The 17188-nt window shown below is 66.8% G+C and carries 12 protein-coding genes; 2 read left to right on the top strand and 10 right to left on the bottom strand.

Annotated elements, in window-relative coordinates; all coding sequences use genetic code 11:
• The 7 genes from ACLN58_RS08395 to rpoB all read right to left on the bottom strand — a co-directional run.
• The coding region (locus ACLN58_RS08395) for a hypothetical protein (RefSeq protein ID WP_415854813.1) at nucleotides 1-273 on the bottom strand (273 nt) is incomplete at its 3' end.
• 150 nt (nucleotides 274-423) lie between these two features.
• On the bottom strand, nucleotides 424-1614 hold the full coding sequence (gene tuf / locus ACLN58_RS08390; protein ID WP_415854812.1) for an elongation factor Tu: 1191 nt from the start codon (nucleotides 1612-1614) through the stop codon (nucleotides 424-426).
• 206 nt (nucleotides 1615-1820) lie between these two features.
• Nucleotides 1821-3935 carry an elongation factor G gene (gene fusA / locus ACLN58_RS08385; protein WP_415854811.1) on the bottom strand — a complete coding sequence of 705 codons (2115 nt, stop codon included), beginning with the start codon at nucleotides 3933-3935 and terminating at the stop codon, nucleotides 1821-1823.
• Between the two features lie 76 nt (nucleotides 3936-4011).
• Nucleotides 4012-4482 (bottom strand): 30S ribosomal protein S7, encoded by a 471-nt coding sequence (gene rpsG, locus ACLN58_RS08380; RefSeq protein WP_415854810.1) that lies wholly within the window; start codon nucleotides 4480-4482, stop codon nucleotides 4012-4014.
• The gene (gene rpsL / locus ACLN58_RS08375; RefSeq protein WP_043119407.1) at nucleotides 4482-4856 is read right to left on the bottom strand and encodes a 30S ribosomal protein S12; all 375 of its coding nucleotides are present in this window, start codon (nucleotides 4854-4856) and stop codon (nucleotides 4482-4484) included. The genes rpsG and rpsL overlap by 1 nt, the downstream gene beginning before the upstream one ends.
• A gap of 376 nt (nucleotides 4857-5232) precedes the next feature.
• The gene (locus ACLN58_RS08370) at nucleotides 5233-9135 is read right to left on the bottom strand and encodes a DNA-directed RNA polymerase subunit beta' (RefSeq protein ID WP_415854809.1); all 3903 of its coding nucleotides are present in this window, start codon (nucleotides 9133-9135) and stop codon (nucleotides 5233-5235) included.
• A 51-nt stretch (nucleotides 9136-9186) separates the two neighbouring features.
• Nucleotides 9187-12687, bottom strand: a complete 3501-nt coding sequence (gene rpoB / locus ACLN58_RS08365) for a DNA-directed RNA polymerase subunit beta (RefSeq protein WP_415854808.1) — start codon at nucleotides 12685-12687, stop codon at nucleotides 9187-9189.
• Between the two features lie 397 nt (nucleotides 12688-13084).
• Here rpoB and ACLN58_RS08360 point away from each other — a divergent pair, with 397 nt between their 5' ends.
• Nucleotides 13085-14278 (top strand): acetyl-CoA C-acetyltransferase, encoded by a 1194-nt coding sequence (locus ACLN58_RS08360; RefSeq protein WP_415854807.1) that lies wholly within the window; start codon nucleotides 13085-13087, stop codon nucleotides 14276-14278.
• Between the two features lie 4 nt (nucleotides 14279-14282).
• Nucleotides 14283-14765: an aminoacyl-tRNA deacylase gene (locus tag ACLN58_RS08355; protein WP_415854806.1), complete on the top strand. Its 483-nt coding sequence runs from the start codon at nucleotides 14283-14285 to the stop codon at nucleotides 14763-14765.
• A gap of 153 nt (nucleotides 14766-14918) precedes the next feature.
• Here the strand turns inward: ACLN58_RS08355 and rplL are convergent, their stop codons facing one another.
• The 3 genes from rplL to ACLN58_RS08340 all read right to left on the bottom strand — a co-directional run.
• Complete coding sequence (gene rplL / locus ACLN58_RS08350; RefSeq protein WP_415854805.1) at nucleotides 14919-15293, bottom strand: 50S ribosomal protein L7/L12; 375 nt, start codon at nucleotides 15291-15293, stop codon at nucleotides 14919-14921.
• A 73-nt stretch (nucleotides 15294-15366) separates the two neighbouring features.
• Complete coding sequence (gene rplJ / locus ACLN58_RS08345) at nucleotides 15367-15939, bottom strand: 50S ribosomal protein L10 (RefSeq protein WP_415854804.1); 573 nt, start codon at nucleotides 15937-15939, stop codon at nucleotides 15367-15369.
• A gap of 234 nt (nucleotides 15940-16173) precedes the next feature.
• The coding region (locus ACLN58_RS08340; RefSeq protein ID WP_415854803.1) for a hypothetical protein at nucleotides 16174-17188 on the bottom strand (1015 nt) is incomplete at its 5' end.

The raw sequence follows: 17188 nt of genomic DNA, 5'->3' as shown, positions 1-17188 counted from the left end.
GACGGCGTGACGGCTCGGCGGCAATCCGCTCCCCCGCCCGAACTCGGGCCGTGGCAGGGCTTGCACGGACGGCGCCATTGCAGGGGGCGGCGGAGGCTGGATCGGGGGCTCGGCTTGCACAGGCGGCGCGACCCGCGAACCCGCCCCCGCGTCGCGTACGCCCTGCTCCCAGCCCGCGCGGTGCCCCTCGAAGTATCCGGCGGCATGGCCCTCGAGGAAGCCCGCCCTTCGCCCGTCGTCGAATCCTCGTTCGTAGGCCGGATCATCAGGCATGCGTGTGCCCCTTTCGCCTCCCCGCGTGCGGAGCCGGACGGGCTCCCCATTAGTCCATTCACTGGAATAATAAGCCTCGAAAAAACCCCGCCGCAATACTGCGACGGGGTCTTCTCAGTACCGGCTCAGCGCCGGCCGATCCTCAAGAAGTTACTTGATGATCTTGGTAACGCGGCCCGAACCAACGGTGCGGCCACCCTCGCGGATGGCGAAGCCGAGGCCCTCCTCCATGGCGATGGGCTGGATGAGCGCAACGGTCATCTCAGTGTTGTCGCCAGGCATGACCATCTCGGTGCCCTCGGGGAGGGTGATGACGCCGGTCACGTCCGTGGTACGGAAGTAGAACTGCGGGCGGTAGTTCGAGTAGAACGGGTTGTGACGGCCACCCTCGTCCTTGGAGAGGATGTAGACGTTCGCCTCGAAGTCGGTGTGCGGGGTGATCGAACCCGGCTTCACGACGACCTGGCCACGCTCGACGTCCTCGCGCTTGATGCCGCGGAGCAGGAGGCCACAGTTCTCGCCGGCCCACGCCTCGTCGAGCTGCTTGTGGAACATCTCGATACCCGTGACCGTGGTCTTCTGGACCGGGCGGATACCGACGATTTCGACCTCAGAGTTGAGGGCGAGCGTGCCACGCTCGGCGCGGCCCGTGACGACCGTGCCACGACCGGTGATCGTGAAGACGTCCTCGATCGGCATGAGGAACGGCTTGTCGCGGTCACGAACCGGGTCCGGAACGTTCTCGTCGACGGCGTCCATGAGGTCCTCGACCGACTTGACCCACTTGGGGTCACCCTCGAGGGCCTTGAGGCCCGAGACGCGGATGACCGGGGCGTCGTCGCCATCGAAGCCCTGCGAGGACAGGAGCTCGCGGACCTCCATCTCGACGAGGTCAAGAAGCTCCTCGTCGTCCACCATGTCAGCCTTGTTCAGCGCAACGAGGAGGTACGGCACGCCGACCTGGCGGGCGAGCAGAACGTGCTCGCGAGTCTGGGCCATCGGACCATCCGTCGCGGCGACCACGAGGATCGCACCGTCCATCTGAGCCGCACCGGTGATCATGTTCTTGATGTAGTCGGCGTGGCCCGGAGCGTCGACGTGAGCGTAGTGACGCTTCTCCGTCTGGTACTCAATGTGGGCGATGTTGATCGTGATACCGCGCTGACGCTCCTCCGGAGCGGCATCGATCGACGAGAAGTCACGCTTCTCGTTCAGGTCCGGGTACTTGTCGGCAAGCACCTTGGAAATGGCAGCGGTCAACGTGGTCTTACCGTGGTCAACGTGACCAATGGTGCCGATGTTGACGTGCGGCTTAGTCCGCTCGAACTTTGCCTTCGCCACTGGTTCCTCCTAGAAGGTTCTTAAGAAGACTGCCTCCAGCCGCGCTTGTCGCAACTGAAACTCTTGGCAAGTCTACTTGGGGGCTGATTCTTTCGTAAAATTCGCGGGGCTTCTGGCCCCACAAGGGGCGGCGGGCGCCCGCCGTCGTCGTTCTCTCAAGCAAATGCCCGGCAGAAAAACGACGGCAGGCGAACCGCCTTCCAGAACTATTCGCCGCGCGACTTCTGGATGATTTCGTCGGCCACGGCCTTCGGGACCTCAGAGTAGCTGTCGAACTGCATCGAGTAGACAGCACGGCCCTGGGTCTTCGAGCGAAGGTCGCCGATGTAGCCGAACATCTCGGAGAGCGGGACGAGCGCACGGATGACCTTCACGCCGACCGCGTCCTCCATGGACTGGATCTGGCCACGGCGGGAGTTGAGGTCGCCGATGACGTCGCCCATGTAGTCCTCAGGGGTACGGACCTCAACCGCCATGAGCGGCTCGAGGAGAACAGGGTTGGCGCGGCGGGCGCCTTCCTTGAAGACCTGCGAACCGGCGATCTTGAACGCCATTTCCGAGGAGTCGACGTCGTGGTAGGCGCCGTCGGTGAGGGACGCCTTCACGCCGACCATCGGGTAGCCGGCGAGAATGCCGAACTGCATGGCGTCCTGGATGCCCGCGTCAACCGACGGGATGTACTCGCGCGGGACGCGGCCACCCGTGACGGCGTTCACGAACTCGTAGAACGTGCCCTCGGACGTGTCGAGCGGCTCGAACGTGACCTGGACCTTCGCGAACTGGCCCGAACCACCGGTCTGCTTCTTGTGCGTGAAGTCGACCTTCTCGACCTTCTTCTTGATGGTCTCGCGGTACGCGACCTGGGGCTTGCCCACGTTCGCCTCGACCTTGAACTCGCGGCGCATGCGGTCCACGAGGATGTCGAGGTGGAGCTCGCCCATGCCGCCGATCTCGGTCTGGCCGGTCTCTTCGTTGAGGGAGACGGTGAACGTCGGGTCCTCAGCGGAGAGCTTCTGGATCGCGGTCGAGAGCTTCTCCTGGTCGCCCTTCGTCTTCGGCTCGATGGCCACGAAGATGACCGGCTCCGGGAACGTCATCGACTCGAGGACGATCGGGTTGCTCATGTCGCAGAGCGTGTCACCCGTCGTGGTGTCCTTGAGGCCGATCACGGCGTAGATGTGGCCAGCGTGGAGCTCCTCAACGGGGTTCTCCTTGTTGGCGTGCATCTGGAAGAGCTTGCCGAGGCGCTCCTTCTTGCCCTTCGTCGAGTTCAGCACCTGCATGCCCGACGTCGCCTTGCCGGAGTACACGCGGATGAAGTTGAGCTGGCCGAAGAACGGGTGCGCCGCGATCTTGAACGCGAGGGCAGAGAACGGCTCCTCCTCGCTCGGCTTGCGGAAGAGCTCGATCGACTCGTCCTTCGGGTCGTGACCGATCATGGCCGGCACGTCGAGAGGGGCGGGGAGGTAGTCGATGACAGCGTCGAGCATGGGCTGGACACCGCGGTTCTTGAACGCCGAACCACAGAAGACCGGGTAGATCTCGGAGTTCACCGTGAGCTTGCGGATGCCCGCCTTGAGCTCCTCGACCGTGAGCTCTTCGCCCTCGAGGTACTTCTCCATGAGCTCCTCGGACGCCTCAGCGACGGTCTCGACGAGCTGGTGGCGGTACTCCTCGGCGCGCTCCAGGAGGTCCGCGGGCACCTCCCGGGTCTCATAGGCAGCACCCATGGTCACGTCGCCCTTGGCGTCGCCGGGCCACACGAGGGCCTTCATGGTGAGCAGGTCGACAACACCGACGAAGTCGTTCTCCGAGCCGATCGGAAGCTGCATGACGAGCGGCTTCGCACCGAGACGCTTCACGATCGTGTCGACCGTGAAGTAGAAGTCGGCACCCAGCTTGTCCATCTTGTTGACGAAGCAGATGCGCGGCACGTCGTACTTGTCAGCCTGGCGCCACACCGTCTCCGACTGCGGCTCAACGCCCTCCTTGCCGTCGAAGACAGCGACGGCGCCGTCGAGCACGCGCAGGGAGCGCTCGACCTCAACCGTGAAGTCCACGTGACCGGGGGTGTCGATGATGTTGATCTGGTTCTGGTTCCAGAAGCAGGTCACGGCGGCAGACGTGATCGTGATGCCGCGCTCCTTCTCCTGCTCCATCCAGTCGGTCGTCGAAGCACCGTCGTGCGTCTCGCCGATCTTGTGGTTCACGCCCGTGTAGAAGAGGATGCGCTCGGTCGTGGTGGTCTTGCCGGCATCGATGTGCGCCATGATGCCGATATTGCGGACCTTGCTGAGGTCGGTAAGCACGTCGAGTGCCACGGTGTCTCCCTATGTTTTCCCTTGTTGGCTGCGCATTCGCCGCTGGCCCTCGTGGGGCCAGCGGCGAATGAAGCATTTACCAGCGGTAGTGAGCGAAGGCCTTGTTCGACTCGGCCATCTTGTGCGTGTCTTCGCGGCGCTTGACCGCGGCACCGAGGCCGTTCGAGGCATCCAGGATCTCGTTCTGGAGGCGCTCGGTCATGGTCTTCTCGCGGCGGGCCTTGGAGTAGCCCACGAGCCAGCGGAGGGCGAGAGCCGTCGCGCGGCCCGGCTTGACCTCGACCGGAACCTGATAGGTCGCGCCACCGACGCGGCGGGACTTGACCTCGAGGGTCGGACGGACGTTGTCCATGGCCTTCTTGAGCATCGCGACGGGGTCGCCGCCGGTCTTCTGGCGGGCACCCTCGAGGGCGCCGTAGACGATGCGCTCGGCCGTGGACTTCTTGCCATCCACGAGGACCTTGTTGATGAGCTGCGTGACGAGCGGCGAACCGTAGACCGGATCGACGACGAGCGGGCGCTTCGGCGCAGGACCCTTGCGAGGCATTACTTCTTCTCCTTCTTCGCGCCGTAGCGGCTGCGGGCCTGCTGACGGTTCTTGACGCCCTGCGTGTCGAGCGCGCCGCGGACGATCTTGTAGCGGACGCCAGGGAGGTCCTTCACGCGGCCACCGCGCACGAGCACGATCGAGTGCTCCTGCAGGTTGTGGCCGACGCCCGGGATGTACGCCGTGACCTCGACGCCACCGTTGAGGCGGACACGCGCGACCTTGCGGAGGGCAGAGTTCGGCTTCTTCGGGGTGGTCGTGTACACACGCGTGCACACGCCGCGGCGCATGGGGCTGCCCTTCAGGGCAGGAGCCTTGGTCTTGGAGACCTTCGGCGTGCGGCCCTTGCGGACCAACTGCTGAATAGTAGGCACTTTCGTGTTCTCCGTACTTCGTTGACTTTCGCCCGGGCACGCCCACCCAAAGGCCGGGCGTGCCGCGACGAGCATTGACGGTCGATTCACACCCGCTGCGGTGTGTTCGACCGTAGGCGTGCGAAAGTGTGGCATTTGTCGCGCATTTACCCCGCAACCCGGAAACAGGCCCCGACCGTGCTCCCGCACCGTCGGCCATCATCCTCTGCCACACAGAAACAATCGTGAAAATGGTAGCACGCGCGGCGGTGAGCTCCCTAACCGGCGGTCGTGCCCCCACGGCCGCGCGGCCGGCACCCCCAAAAGGGTGCCGGCCGCGCCGATGGGTGAGCGCCGCCGTCGTCCGTCTCAGGAGAGGACGACGGCGGCGGGGACGTCAGCGGTAGTCGCCGCCACCCAGGTCGTAGTCGTCGAGCGGAATCGCGTGGAACTCCTGCACGCCGTCGCCATTCAGCGGGTCGTACGCGAAGTCGCTGAACGCGCTCGGGCCCGTGAAGAGCGTCGCCTTGGCCTCCTCGGTCGGCTCGACCGCGATCTCCGTGTACCGGGGCAGACCGGTGCCGGCGGGGATGAGCTTACCGATGATGACGTTCTCCTTGAGGCCCAGCAGCGGGTCGCTCTTCGCCTCCATGGCCGCCTGCGTGAGGACGCGGGTGGTCTCCTGGAAGGACGCGGCCGAAAGCCAGGACTCCGTGGCGAGCGACGCCTTGGTGATGCCCATGAGCTCCGGACGGCCAGAGGCCGGACGCTTGCCCTCGGACACCACGCGGCGGTTCTCGTCGCGGTAGCGGCGCGACTCGGCGAGCTCGCCCGGAAGCAGGTCCGTGTCGCCGGACTCGATGACCGTGACGCGACGCAGCATCTGCCGGACGATGACCTCCACGTGCTTGTCGTGGATGCCGATGCCCTGCGAGCGGTACACGCCCTGGACCTCGTCGACGAGGAACTTCTGCGCCTCGCGCGGGCCCTGGATGCGGAGCACCTGCTTCGGGTCGACCGGGCCGTTGACGAGCTTCTGCCCGACCTCGACGTGGTCGCCCTCCTCGACGAGGAGGCGCGCACGGCGGGACACCGGGTAGGCGATCTCCTCCGTGCCGTCGTCCGGCGTCAGGACGATCCGCAGCTGCTTCTCCGTGTCCTCGATCGAGACGCGGCCAGCGGCCTCGGAGATCGGGGCGACACCCTTCGGGGTGCGCGCCTCGAAGAGCTCCTGAATACGCGGCAGACCCTGCGTGATGTCCTCGCTGCCGGACGCCGAGACGGCGCCACCGGTGTGGAACGTACGCATCGTGAGCTGCGTGCCCGGCTCACCGATCGACTGCGCGGCGATGATGCCGACCGCCTCGCCGATGTCCACGAGCTTGCCGCTCGCGAGCGAGCGGCCGTAGCACTTCGCGCACGTCCCGACCGCGGACTCGCAGGTCAGGACGGAGCGAACGCGGATCTCGGCGATGCCCGCCTCGATGAGACGGTTGATGAGCACGTCGCCCAGGTCGGCGCCCGCTTCGGCGAGCACGTTGCCCGCCGAGTCAGCGACGTCGACCGCGAGGGTACGCGTGTACGCCGTGTTCTCGACGTTCTCCTCACGGATGAGCTCGCCGTTCTGGTCCGCGGTCGCGATCGGGACCATGAGGCCACGCTCGGTGCCGCAGTCCTCCTCGCGCACGATCACGTCCTGCGAGACGTCCACGAGGCGACGCGTCAGGTAACCCGAGTTGGCCGTACGGAGAGCCGTATCGGCCAGACCCTTTCGCGCACCGTGCGTGGCGATGAAGTACTCGAGCACCGACAGGCCCTCACGGTACGAGGACTTGATCGGGCGCGGGATGATCTCGCCCTTCGGGTTGGCCACGAGGCCGCGGATACCGGCGATCTGACGAACCTGCATCCAGTTACCACGAGCGCCCGAGGAGACCATGCGGTTGATGGTGTTCATCTTCGGCATGGACTCGCGCATGACGCCCGCGATCTCGGTGGTCGCCTTGTCCCAGATCTCGATGAGCTCGGAGCGGCGCTCCTCGTCGTCGATAAGACCCTTGTCGTACTGGCTCTGGATCTTCGCAGCGCGGTCCTCGTACCCGGCCAGGATGGCCGGCTTCGCCGCGGGCACGGCGATGTCCGAGATGGCCACCGTGACGCCCGAGCGGGTCGCCCAGTGGAAACCGGCGTCCTTGAGGTTGTCGAGGGTCGCCGCGACGACGACCTTCGGGTAGCGCTCCGCGAGGTCGTTGACGATCTTCGAAAGCTGGCCCTTGTCGGCCACAGACTCAACCCACGGGTAGTCCGCGGGCAGCGTCTCGTTGAAGATCACCTGGCCGAGCGAGGTCTCGACGAGCGCGGGCTCGCCGGGCTCCCAGCCCTCGGCCGCGGGGCGAGCCGCCGACGGGACGAAGCCCTCGAGGCGGATCTTGACCTGCGCATTGAGGTGCAGCTCGCGGTTGTCGTACGCCATGATCGCCTCGGGGACCGAGGAGAACACGCGGCCCTCGCCGGCTGCACCCTCACGCTTGGTGGTGAGGTGGTACAGGCCGATGATCATGTCCTGCGACGGCAGGGTGACCGGGCGGCCGTCCGACGGCTTCAGGATGTTGTTCGAGGACAGCATGAGGATGCGGGCCTCGGCCTGGGCCTCGGGGCTCAGCGGCAGGTGCACGGCCATCTGGTCACCGTCGAAGTCGGCGTTGAACGCCGCGCACACGAGCGGGTGCAGCTGGATGGCCTTACCCTCGACGAGCTGCGGCTCGAACGCCTGGATGCCGAGGCGGTGGAGGGTAGGCGCGCGGTTGAGCAGCACCGGGTGCTCCGTGATGATCTCCTCGAGCACGTCCCAGACCTGCGGACGGTAACGCTCGACCATGCGCTTCGCGCTCTTGATGTTCTGCGCGTGGTTGAGGTCCACGAGCCGCTTCATGACGAACGGCTTGAAGAGCTCGAGCGCCATCTGCTTCGGCAGGCCGCACTGGTGCAGCTTGAGCTGCGGGCCGACGACGATGACCGAACGGCCCGAGTAGTCGACGCGCTTGCCGAGGAGGTTCTGGCGGAACCGGCCCTGCTTGCCCTTGAGCATGTCGGAGAGCGACTTGAGCGGACGGTTGCCGGGGCCCGTGACCGGGCGGCCGCGGCGGCCGTTGTCGAACAGCGAGTCAACAGCCTCCTGAAGCATGCGCTTCTCGTTGTTCACGATGATCTCGGGCGCGCCGAGGTCGAGGAGCCGCTTGAGGCGGTTGTTGCGGTTGATCACGCGACGGTACAGGTCGTTCAGGTCGGAGGTCGCGAAGCGGCCACCGTCCAGCTGGACCATCGGGCGCAGCTCCGGCGGGATCACCGGGACGGCGTCGAGGACCATGCCCTGCGGCTTGTTGTCCGTCGTGAGGAACGCGCTGACGACCTTGAGGCGCTTGAGCGCACGGGTCTTCCGCTGGCCCTTGCCGTTCTGGATGATCTCGCGCAGCAGCTCGGCCTCGGCCTCGAGGTCGAAGGACTGGAGACGACGCTGGATCGCCTCGGCACCCATCGAGCCCTCGAAGTACATGCCGTAGCGGTCGCGGAGCTCGCGGTAAAGCGCCTCGTCGCCCTCGAGGTCGGCGACCTTGAGGTTCTTGAAGCGATCCCACACGGCCTCGAGGCGCTCGATGTCGGCATCCGCGCGCTTGCGGATGGTCGCCATCGTCTTGTCGGCCGAGTCGCGGGCCTTCTTCTTGTCCGCGGCCTTGGCACCCTCGGCCTCGAGCCTCGCGAGGTCCTCCTCGAGGTCGCGGGCCACGGCGGCGATGTCCGAATCGCGCGCATCGACAAGCTGCTTCTTCTCGAGGTCGTGCTCGGCCTGGAGGTTCGGGAGCTGGTCGTGGCGGCGCTCTTCGTCGACGCTCGTGATCATGTACGCGGCGAAGTAGATGACCTTCTCAAGGTCCTTCGGGGCGAGGTCCAGGAGGTAGCCCAGACGCGAGGGGACGCCCTTGAAGTACCAGATGTGGGTCACGGGAGCGGCGAGCTCGATGTGGCCCATGCGCTCGCGGCGCACCTTGGCGCGCGTGACCTCGACGCCACAGCGCTCGCAGATGATGCCCTTGAAGCGCACGCGCTTGTACTTGCCGCAGTAGCACTCCCAGTCACGGGACGGACCGAAGATCTTCTCGCAGAAGAGGCCGTCCTTCTCGGGCTTCAGGGTGCGGTAGTTGATGGTTTCCGGCTTCTTGACCTCACCATGCGACCAGGTGCGGATGTCTTCCGCGGTCGCGAGGCCGATCTGCATGAGGCCGAAGGAGGATTCACTGGACAATGTGGTCCCTGTTCTCTCGTTCTAAGTCGTTCGTCTGCCGGTGCGCGAGGACTAGACCTCTTCGACGGAGCTGGGCTCGTCGCGGGAGAGGTCGATGCCCAGTTCCTCCGCAGCGGTGAACACCGCATCGTCAGAGTCACGCATCTCGATCGTCTGGCCGTCGGTGGAGAGGACCTCCACGTTCAGGCACAGGGACTGCATTTCCTTGATGAGGACCTTGAAGGACTCGGGAACGCCCGGCTCGGGGATGTTCTCGCCCTTGACGATTGCCTCGTAGACCTTCACACGTCCGTGGATGTCGTCGGACTTAATGGTGAGGAGCTCCTGCAGGGTGTACGCCGCGCCATAGGCCTCGAGCGCCCACACCTCCATCTCGCCGAAGCGCTGGCCGCCGAACTGCGCCTTACCACCGAGCGGCTGCTGGGTGATCATCGAGTACGGGCCGGTCGACCGAGCGTGGATCTTGTCGTCGACGAGGTGGTGGAGCTTCAGGATGTACATGTAGCCCACGGAGATCGGGTCCGGGAACGGCTCGCCGGAGCGTCCGTCGAACAGCTGGGCCTTGCCCGAGGAGTTGATGAGCCGGTCGCCGTCACGCGTGACGTTCGTCGAGTCGAGCAGACCCGCGATCTCCTCCTCGCGCGCGCCGTCGAACACCGGGGTCGCGAGCTTCTGGTTGGGACCGGTCTCGCGCGGCATGTTCGGCAGGCCGCTGATCCACTCGGGCTCGCCCTCGATCTTCCAGCCGGTCTTCGCGACCCACCCGAGGTGGGTCTCAAGGACCTGGCCCACGTTCATGCGGCCCGGAACACCAAGCGGGTTGAGCACGACGTCGACCGGCGTGCCGTCCGCGAGGAACGGCATGTCCTCCACGGGCAGGATCTTGGAGATGACGCCCTTGTTGCCGTGGCGGCCGGCGAGCTTGTCGCCGTCCGTGATCTTGCGCTTCGCGGCCACGTAGACGCGGACGAGCTGGTTGACGCCCGGGGGCAGCTCGTCGTCGTTCTCGCGGTCGAAGACGCGCACGGCGATGACCGTGCCAGACTCGCCGTGTGGGACCTTGAGGGACGTGTCGCGGACCTCGCGGGACTTCTCGCCGAAGATCGCGCGCAGGAGGCGCTCCTCCGGGGTGAGCTCGGTCTCGCCCTTCGGGGTGACCTTGCCCACGAGGATGTCGCCGGCCTCGACCTCGGCACCGATGTGGATGATGCCGCGCTCGTCGAGCTGCGCGAGCACCTCCTCGGAGACGTTCGGGATGTCCCGCGTGATCTCCTCGGCACCGAGCTTCGTGTCGCGGGCATCGATCTCGTGCTCCTCGATGTGGATCGAGGACAGGACGTCCTCGGCCACGAGGCGCTGCGAGAGGATGATCGCATCCTCGAAGTTGTGGCCCTCCCACGACATGAACGCGACGAGGAGGTTGCGGCCGAGCGCGAGCTCGCCCTGATCCGTCGCCGGGCCGTCGGCGATGATGCCGCCGAGTTCGAGGCGGTCGCCCTCGTTGACGAGGACGCGGTGGTTATAGCAGTTGCCCTGGTTCGAACGGTCGAACTTGCCGATGCGGTAGTTCGTCTCCGTGCCGTCGTCGTTGAGGACCACGACGAGGTCCGCCGAGACCTCGGTGACGACACCCGCCTTCGCCGCCACGACGACGTCGCCCGCGTCAACCGCCGCCGAGCGCTCCATGCCGGTGCCGACGAACGGCGCCTCGGAGCGGACGAGCGGAACGGCCTGGCGCTGCATGTTCGCACCCATGAGGGCGCGGTTGGCGTCGTCGTGCTCGAGGAACGGGATGAGGGCCGTCGCGACCGACACCATCTGGCGCGGGGAGACGTCCATGAACTCGACCTCGTCGGCCGGGATCAGGGTCGGCTCGCCGCCGCCACCGCGCTGACGGACGAGGACCGTCTCCTCGGCGAAGCTGCCGTCCTCGTTCAGCGGGGAGTTCGCCTGAGCGATCTGGACCTCGGCCTCGTCGTCGGCCGTGAGGTAGTCGACCTCATCCGAGACGACGCCATTCGAGACCTTGCGGTACGGCGTCTCGATGAAGCCGAACGGGTTGATCCGTCCGTACGACGCGAGCGAACCGATGAGGCCGATGTTCGGGCCTTCAGGGGTTTCGATGGGGCACATGCGGCCGTAGTGCGACGGGTGGACGTCACGGACCTCCATGCCGGCGCGGTCGCGCGAGAGACCGCCCGGGCCGAGCGCCGAAAGGCGGCGCTTGTGGGTCAGGCCGGAGAGCGGGTTGTTCTGGTCCATGAACTGCGAGAGCTGGGACGTTCCGAAGAACTCCTTGATCGCAGCCACAACGGGGCGGATGTTGATGAGGGTCTGCGGCGTGATCGCCTCGACGTCCTGCGTGGTCATGCGCTCGCGGACCACGCGCTCCATGCGGGACAGGCCCGTGCGGACCTGGTTCTCGATGAGCTCGCCGACGGCGCGGATGCGGCGGTTGCCGAAGTGGTCGATGTCGTCGACCTCGACGCGGAGGTCGATCTCCTGGCCATCGCGGGCACCCTTGATCGACTTCTCCCCCGCGTGCAGCGCGACGAGGAACTTGATCATCGCGACGATGTCCTCGATGTGGAGGACGGACGCCTCACGGTCCGAGAGCGGACGGTCGATGCCGAGCTTCCGGTTGATCTTGTACCGGCCGACCTTGGCGAGGTCGTAGCGCTTCGCGTTGAAGTAGAGGTTGTCGAGGAGCGACTGCGCGGCCTCGACCGTGGGCGGCTCGCCCGGGCGAAGCTTGCGGTAGATGTCGAGGAGAGCGTCCTCGCGGGTCTCGGTCGTGTCCTTCTCGAGCGTCGCCCGCATCGAGTCGTACTCGCCGAACTGCTCGAGGATCTGGCCCTCGGTCCAGCCGAGCGCCTTGAGCAGAACCGTCACCGACTGCTTGCGCTTGCGGTCGAGGCGGACGCCGACCTGGTCGCGCTTGTCGATCTCAAGCTCGAACCATGCACCGCGCGAGGGGATGATCTTCGCCGTGAAGATGTCCTTGTCACTCGTCTTGTCCGCGGTCCGCTCGAAGTACGCGCCCGGCGAACGCACGAGCTGCGAGACGACGACGCGCTCGGTGCCGTTGACAACGAACGTGCCCTTCTCGGTCATGAGCGGGAAGTCGCCCATGAACACGGTCTGCTGCTTGATCTCGCCCGTGTTGTTGTTCATGAACTCGGCCTTGACGTACAGCGGGGCCGAGTAAGTCGCGTCGCGCTCCTTGCACTCCTCCATGGTGTACTTCGGGTCCGCGAACTCCGGATCGGAGAAGCTCAGGGACATGGTGCCCTGGAAGTCCTCGATCGGGGAGATCTCTTCGAAGATGTCAGAGAGACCAGACGTCGTCGCAACGCTCGCGTCGCCCTCAGCGGCGGCCTTCGCAACGCGGGCCTGCCAGCGCTCGTTGCCCACGAGCCAGTCAAAGGACTCGGTCTGGAGGGCCAGGAGATTCGGGACGTCGAGGGGCTCGTGGATCTTAGCGAATGAGAGCCGGCTGCGCGCGCCGTCGGTGTTAGCGGTTTGGGTATCAGAGGTGCTCGAGGCGACCAAGAGGGATCCTTCCACAGACCTTCAGGATTGTCCGCACCCTCCCCCAACCGTGCAGCCGCCCAACAACTGTTCTGTTAAAGGGGCGACCGCCCACGAGCCCACCGCTATATGAAGGCTGGAGGTCAGAAAGGGAGAACGCAAAGATCCAGCATAACTGCTTCAGGAACGCGTGTCTAGCGCACAACTCGAGCCCGGTCAAGTGCCCCGATCCGGACGCGCTGCGGCGTGGTCACGGCACACACTGTACACCCGGCCCGCACCCCTCGGGGCGCGGGCCATCCGCGGGCGCCCGTCCCGTGGAACGGCGGTAGCCTGAACACAGGAGGGCCCGCCGCCCGGCGGCCTCCCTCGCGGGCACTGGCTCCGCGAGCACCAAGCCGACGCGACAGGAGTTGCCATGAGCACCGGCACCGACGAAGTTGTCATCCTCTCCGCAGCCCGCACCCCCTTTGGCCGCCTCAACGGCCAACTCGTGACGTTCACCGCCGTCGACCTCGGCGCCCGCGCGATCGAGGCCGCCCTCGCCAAGAGCGGCGTCGGTTCCGACGCCGTGGACGCGGTCATCATGGGCCAGGTCCTCCAGGCCGGCGCGGGGCAAAACCCAGCGCGCCAGAGCGCGATCGCCGCCGGAATCGGGTGGAACGTGCCGTGCGTGACGATCAACAAGGTCTGCCTCTCGGGCCTCACGGCAGTGATCGACGCGGCCCGCCTCATCCGCGCGGGCGACGCGACAGTCGTCGTCGCTGGCGGCCAGGAGTCCATGAGCCGCGCGCCGCACGTCCTGCCCGGCTCGCGCCAAGGATGGATGTACGGGACCGTGAGCGCACTCGACGTCGCCGCCCACGACGGGCTCACCGACGCGTTCGACGGCGAGTCGATGGGCCTCTCGACGGAGACCCGGAACCTCACGCTCGGCATCGACCGTCGCTCCCAGGACGAGGTCGCGGCGGCCTCGCACCAGCGTGCGGCCAGAGCGCAGAAGGACGGCGTCTTCGACGACGAGATCGCGCCCCTGTCCGTCAAGCAGCGCAAGGGCGATCCGATCGCCGTCACGACGGACGAGGGCGTCCGCCTCAATACGACCGTCGAAACGCTCGCCCCGCTCAAGCCGGCGTTCGCCTCGGACGGCACGATCACGGCCGGAAACTCCTCGCCGCTCTCCGACGGCGCCGCCGCCCTCGTCCTCACGAGCCGCGCGTACGCCGAGGAACACGGACTGGCGTGGCTCGCCGTCGTCGGCAAGCCCGGGCAGGTGGCCGGGCCGGACAACTCGCTGCATTCGCAGCCCGCGAACGCGATCGCCAACGCGCTCGGCCGCGCCGGCTGGACCACCGAGGACCTCGACTTCATCGAGATCAACGAGGCGTTCGGCTCGGTCGCGGTGCAGTCGCTCAAGGAGCTCAAGTACCCGCTCGAGAAGACCAACATCCACGGCGGCGCGATCGCCCTCGGTCACCCCATCGGGGCGTCCGGGGCGCGGCTCGCGGGGCACGCGGCCCTCGAGCTCGCACGGCGCGGCTCGGGCAAGACGGCGGTATCGCTCTGCGGCGGCGGCGGGCAGGGCGAGGCGCTCCTGCTCTACAGGGACTGACGCGGTGGCAGAGCGGGCGGACGACGGCGGGCACGGACGCTTCCTGGACGACGCCGCCGCGCGCGGCCTCGCGGTCGACGTCGCCGAGCGCGCACGTGCCAAGAGCCTCGAGGAGGCTGCGGCGATCCTCGGGATCGAGCCCCGCGAGATCGTGAAGTCGCTCGTCGTGAAGCACCCCGACGGGAGCTTCCTGTTCGCGCTCATCCCGGGCGACCGGCAGATCTCGTGGCCCAAGCTGCGCAGGCTCCTCGGCGTCAACCGGCTCTCGATGCCGTCGGCGCATGTCGCACTCGAGGCGACGGGCTACGAGCGCGGGACCATCACGCCCTTGGGCTCGACGACGGCGTGGCCCGTGTACGCCGACGAGAGCATCTCGGGGCGGATCTCGATGGGCGCCGGGGCGCACGGCCGGAGCGCGTTCGTGGACGCGGGCGAACTGTTCCGCTCCCTCGGCGCGACGGTCGCGGACATCAGCGACCCGCTCTGAGGTTGCGGGGTCCCGTCCCCTCCGCCGAGGACCCACAACACTCCGCCAATGACCCCGCAACGGGAAGGGCCCCCAGTTCCTGAACGGAACCGGGGGCCCTTCGGCTGGGCGATGCGTTGCGGAGCAACGCGCTCGCCTCGGCAAGCTCGGGGCTTACTTGAGGGTGACGCGAGCGCCAGCGGCCTCGAGGACCTCCTTGGCCTTCTCCGCCGCTTCCTTGGTGGCGCCCTCGAGGACAGCCTTGGGAGCGGCGTCGACGAGGTCCTTGGCCTCCTTGAGGCCGAGCGACGTGAGCGAGCGGACCTCCTTGATGACCGCGATCTTCTTGTCGCCGGCAGCCTCGAGGATGACGTCGAAGGAGGTCTTCTCCTCCTCGACAGCGGCCTCGGCAGCGGCCGGGCCGGCAACGGCCACGGCAGCAGCGGTGACCTCGAAGACCTCCTCGAACTTCTTCACGAACTCGGAGAGCTCGATGATGGTGAGCTCCTTGAAGGCCTCAATCAGCTCGTCCTGGGTGAGCTTCGCCATGGTTGGCGTCCTTTCATTCGGTGGCACGGCCGGGATTCCCACGGCGCGCCGAGTGTCTGGGTGGGGGAAGAGATCAGTTCTCTTCGGCAGCTCCGTCGGCAGCGGCCGACTCAGGAGCGGGCTCGGCGGCCGGAGCCTCGGAAGCAGCGGCCGGAGCGCCGCTCTCCTCCTCGAGCTTGACGCGCAGGGCGTCGAGAACGCGCGCGACGGCGGCCATGGGCGCCTTGAGGACGCCGGCAACCTTCGCGAGCTGCAGTTCGCGGGACTCCAGGGCGGCCAGAGCGGCCACCTCGTTCGCATCGAGCGCCTTGCCCTCGAAGTAGCCGGTCTTGATGACCAGCTGCTTGTTCTCCTTGGCAAAGTCGGTCAGGCTCTTCGCGGCCGCAACGGCGTCACCCTTGATGAACGCGATCGCGGTCGGTCCGGCAAGCTGACCGTCGAACGCGTCGACGCCAGCCTCCTTCGCGGCGATGGCGGCCAGGGAGTTCTTCACGACCGAGAACGTGTTGTCCTGGCCGAGCGCGCGACGCAGCTTCTTGAGCTGGGCGACGGTGAGCCCACGGTATTCGGTCAGGACTGCGGCTGACGACTCCTGAAAATCCTTGGTGATCTCCTCGACAGCTGCCACCTTGGTAGGCGTTGCCATAACCCTCCTTCCGGGGAATCTAGGCCGATACTCGGTCCCGGAAATACGAACGCCCCGCGCAGATGCACGGGGCGTAGAGGGCCGGCGGGCAAACCCACCGGAGCTTTCGCTCGTTCACCTGCGCAGGCCGCCCCTTCCGGGGACCTTAAGCTGGATCCGTGCTGAGCGCACGACAACCAGCGACCGGCGGTCTTTGGTCTTTCTAGAGTAGGGGACGCGCCGGCGATCGCCAAATCAGGGGTCGGCCCGCTCCTCCTGAACCCGCCTCCCCAGTGCATCCCGCCGCGCATCCTCGAGCGCGGCGGCGACGTTGCGGATGAGCAGGACGAGCCACGCGAGGATCACGCCGGCCACGAAGAACTCCATGGCCGTCATGTTGTAGTAGCCGAACGGGAACCACAGGAAGACGGCGAGGATCGCCCCACCGAGCATCGCGAATCCGGTCACGTGGAAGGTCCGGCTCAGCCCCGGCAGCCACCACGGGAGGAACAGGACGAGGATGGTGTAGGCGCCGCTCATCGCCGTCGCCATCGAGTTGTGGGCGGGCATGTAGAAGTCCACTGGGACGAGCCCCGTGCCCGCGAGGAAGACTCCGATGAGCACGAGGCACACCAGAATCGGCCTGGTCTGGACCATCGCCGCCGAGCCCCTGCGTTCCTCGGCCGGGCAGTCCTCCCGATACGCCGCGAGCGCCTGGATGTCACGCGTGACGTACTCGGCGAGCATCGTGATGACGATCCCCGAGGTGATGAGCGTGAGGTTGAACGTCCACGAGGCCATTCCGCTGTCCCGGGCCCCCAGGACGCTGAAGTTGACCTCCCACCAATTGGAGTTGATCGTCGTGACCATCGAGGTCAGGACGCCGGCGGCGAGGTAGGTCGCGAGAAAGTTCGAGAGCAGATAGCTGTTCATGCGCGCGCCCGACTGGTACGTCGCGTACGCCGCGAGACCGCCCACGACCGCGGTCGCCAAGGCGCCGGCGAAGGCATCGATCGTGAGCCCGTTGAACGTCCCCTGAAAGATGCGGAACCCCGCCCACGTGGCCATGTAGGCGATCGCGCCGTGCGCCGCGGCGAGGGCCACGACGCCGAGATACCGTCGCCATGCGGGGCGTTCGGCGAGCCAATGGTGCTGCGGGTGATCGTAGGTGTGCCGATACGCGACCGGGAGGACGAGGAGGGCGACAATGCCGCCGACGGTTGCCGCGACGTCGCCCACGCCGTGGTCGCCCGAGAGGGCGGGACGGCGG

Origin of the sequence: Sinomonas sp. G460-2 (assembly GCF_047759905.1) — a bacterium.
In the GTDB taxonomy this organism is placed as follows: domain Bacteria; phylum Actinomycetota; class Actinomycetes; order Actinomycetales; family Micrococcaceae; genus Sinomonas.
Note: the sequence above shows the minus strand (reverse complement) of the source record. Positions and strands in the feature narration are given on the sequence as shown.

Coding starts and splice junctions, on each gene's coding strand:
- rplL (WP_415854805.1), bottom strand. CDS start 15,293: ATGGCGAAGCTCACCCAGGACGAGCTGATTGAGGCCTTCAAGGAGCTC.
- ACLN58_RS08360 (WP_415854807.1), top strand. CDS start 13,085: ATGAGCACCGGCACCGACGAAGTTGTCATCCTCTCCGCAGCCCGCACC.
- rpsG (WP_415854810.1), bottom strand. CDS start 4,482: ATGCCTCGCAAGGGTCCTGCGCCGAAGCGCCCGCTCGTCGTCGATCCG.
- rplJ (WP_415854804.1), bottom strand. CDS start 15,939: ATGGCAACGCCTACCAAGGTGGCAGCTGTCGAGGAGATCACCAAGGAT.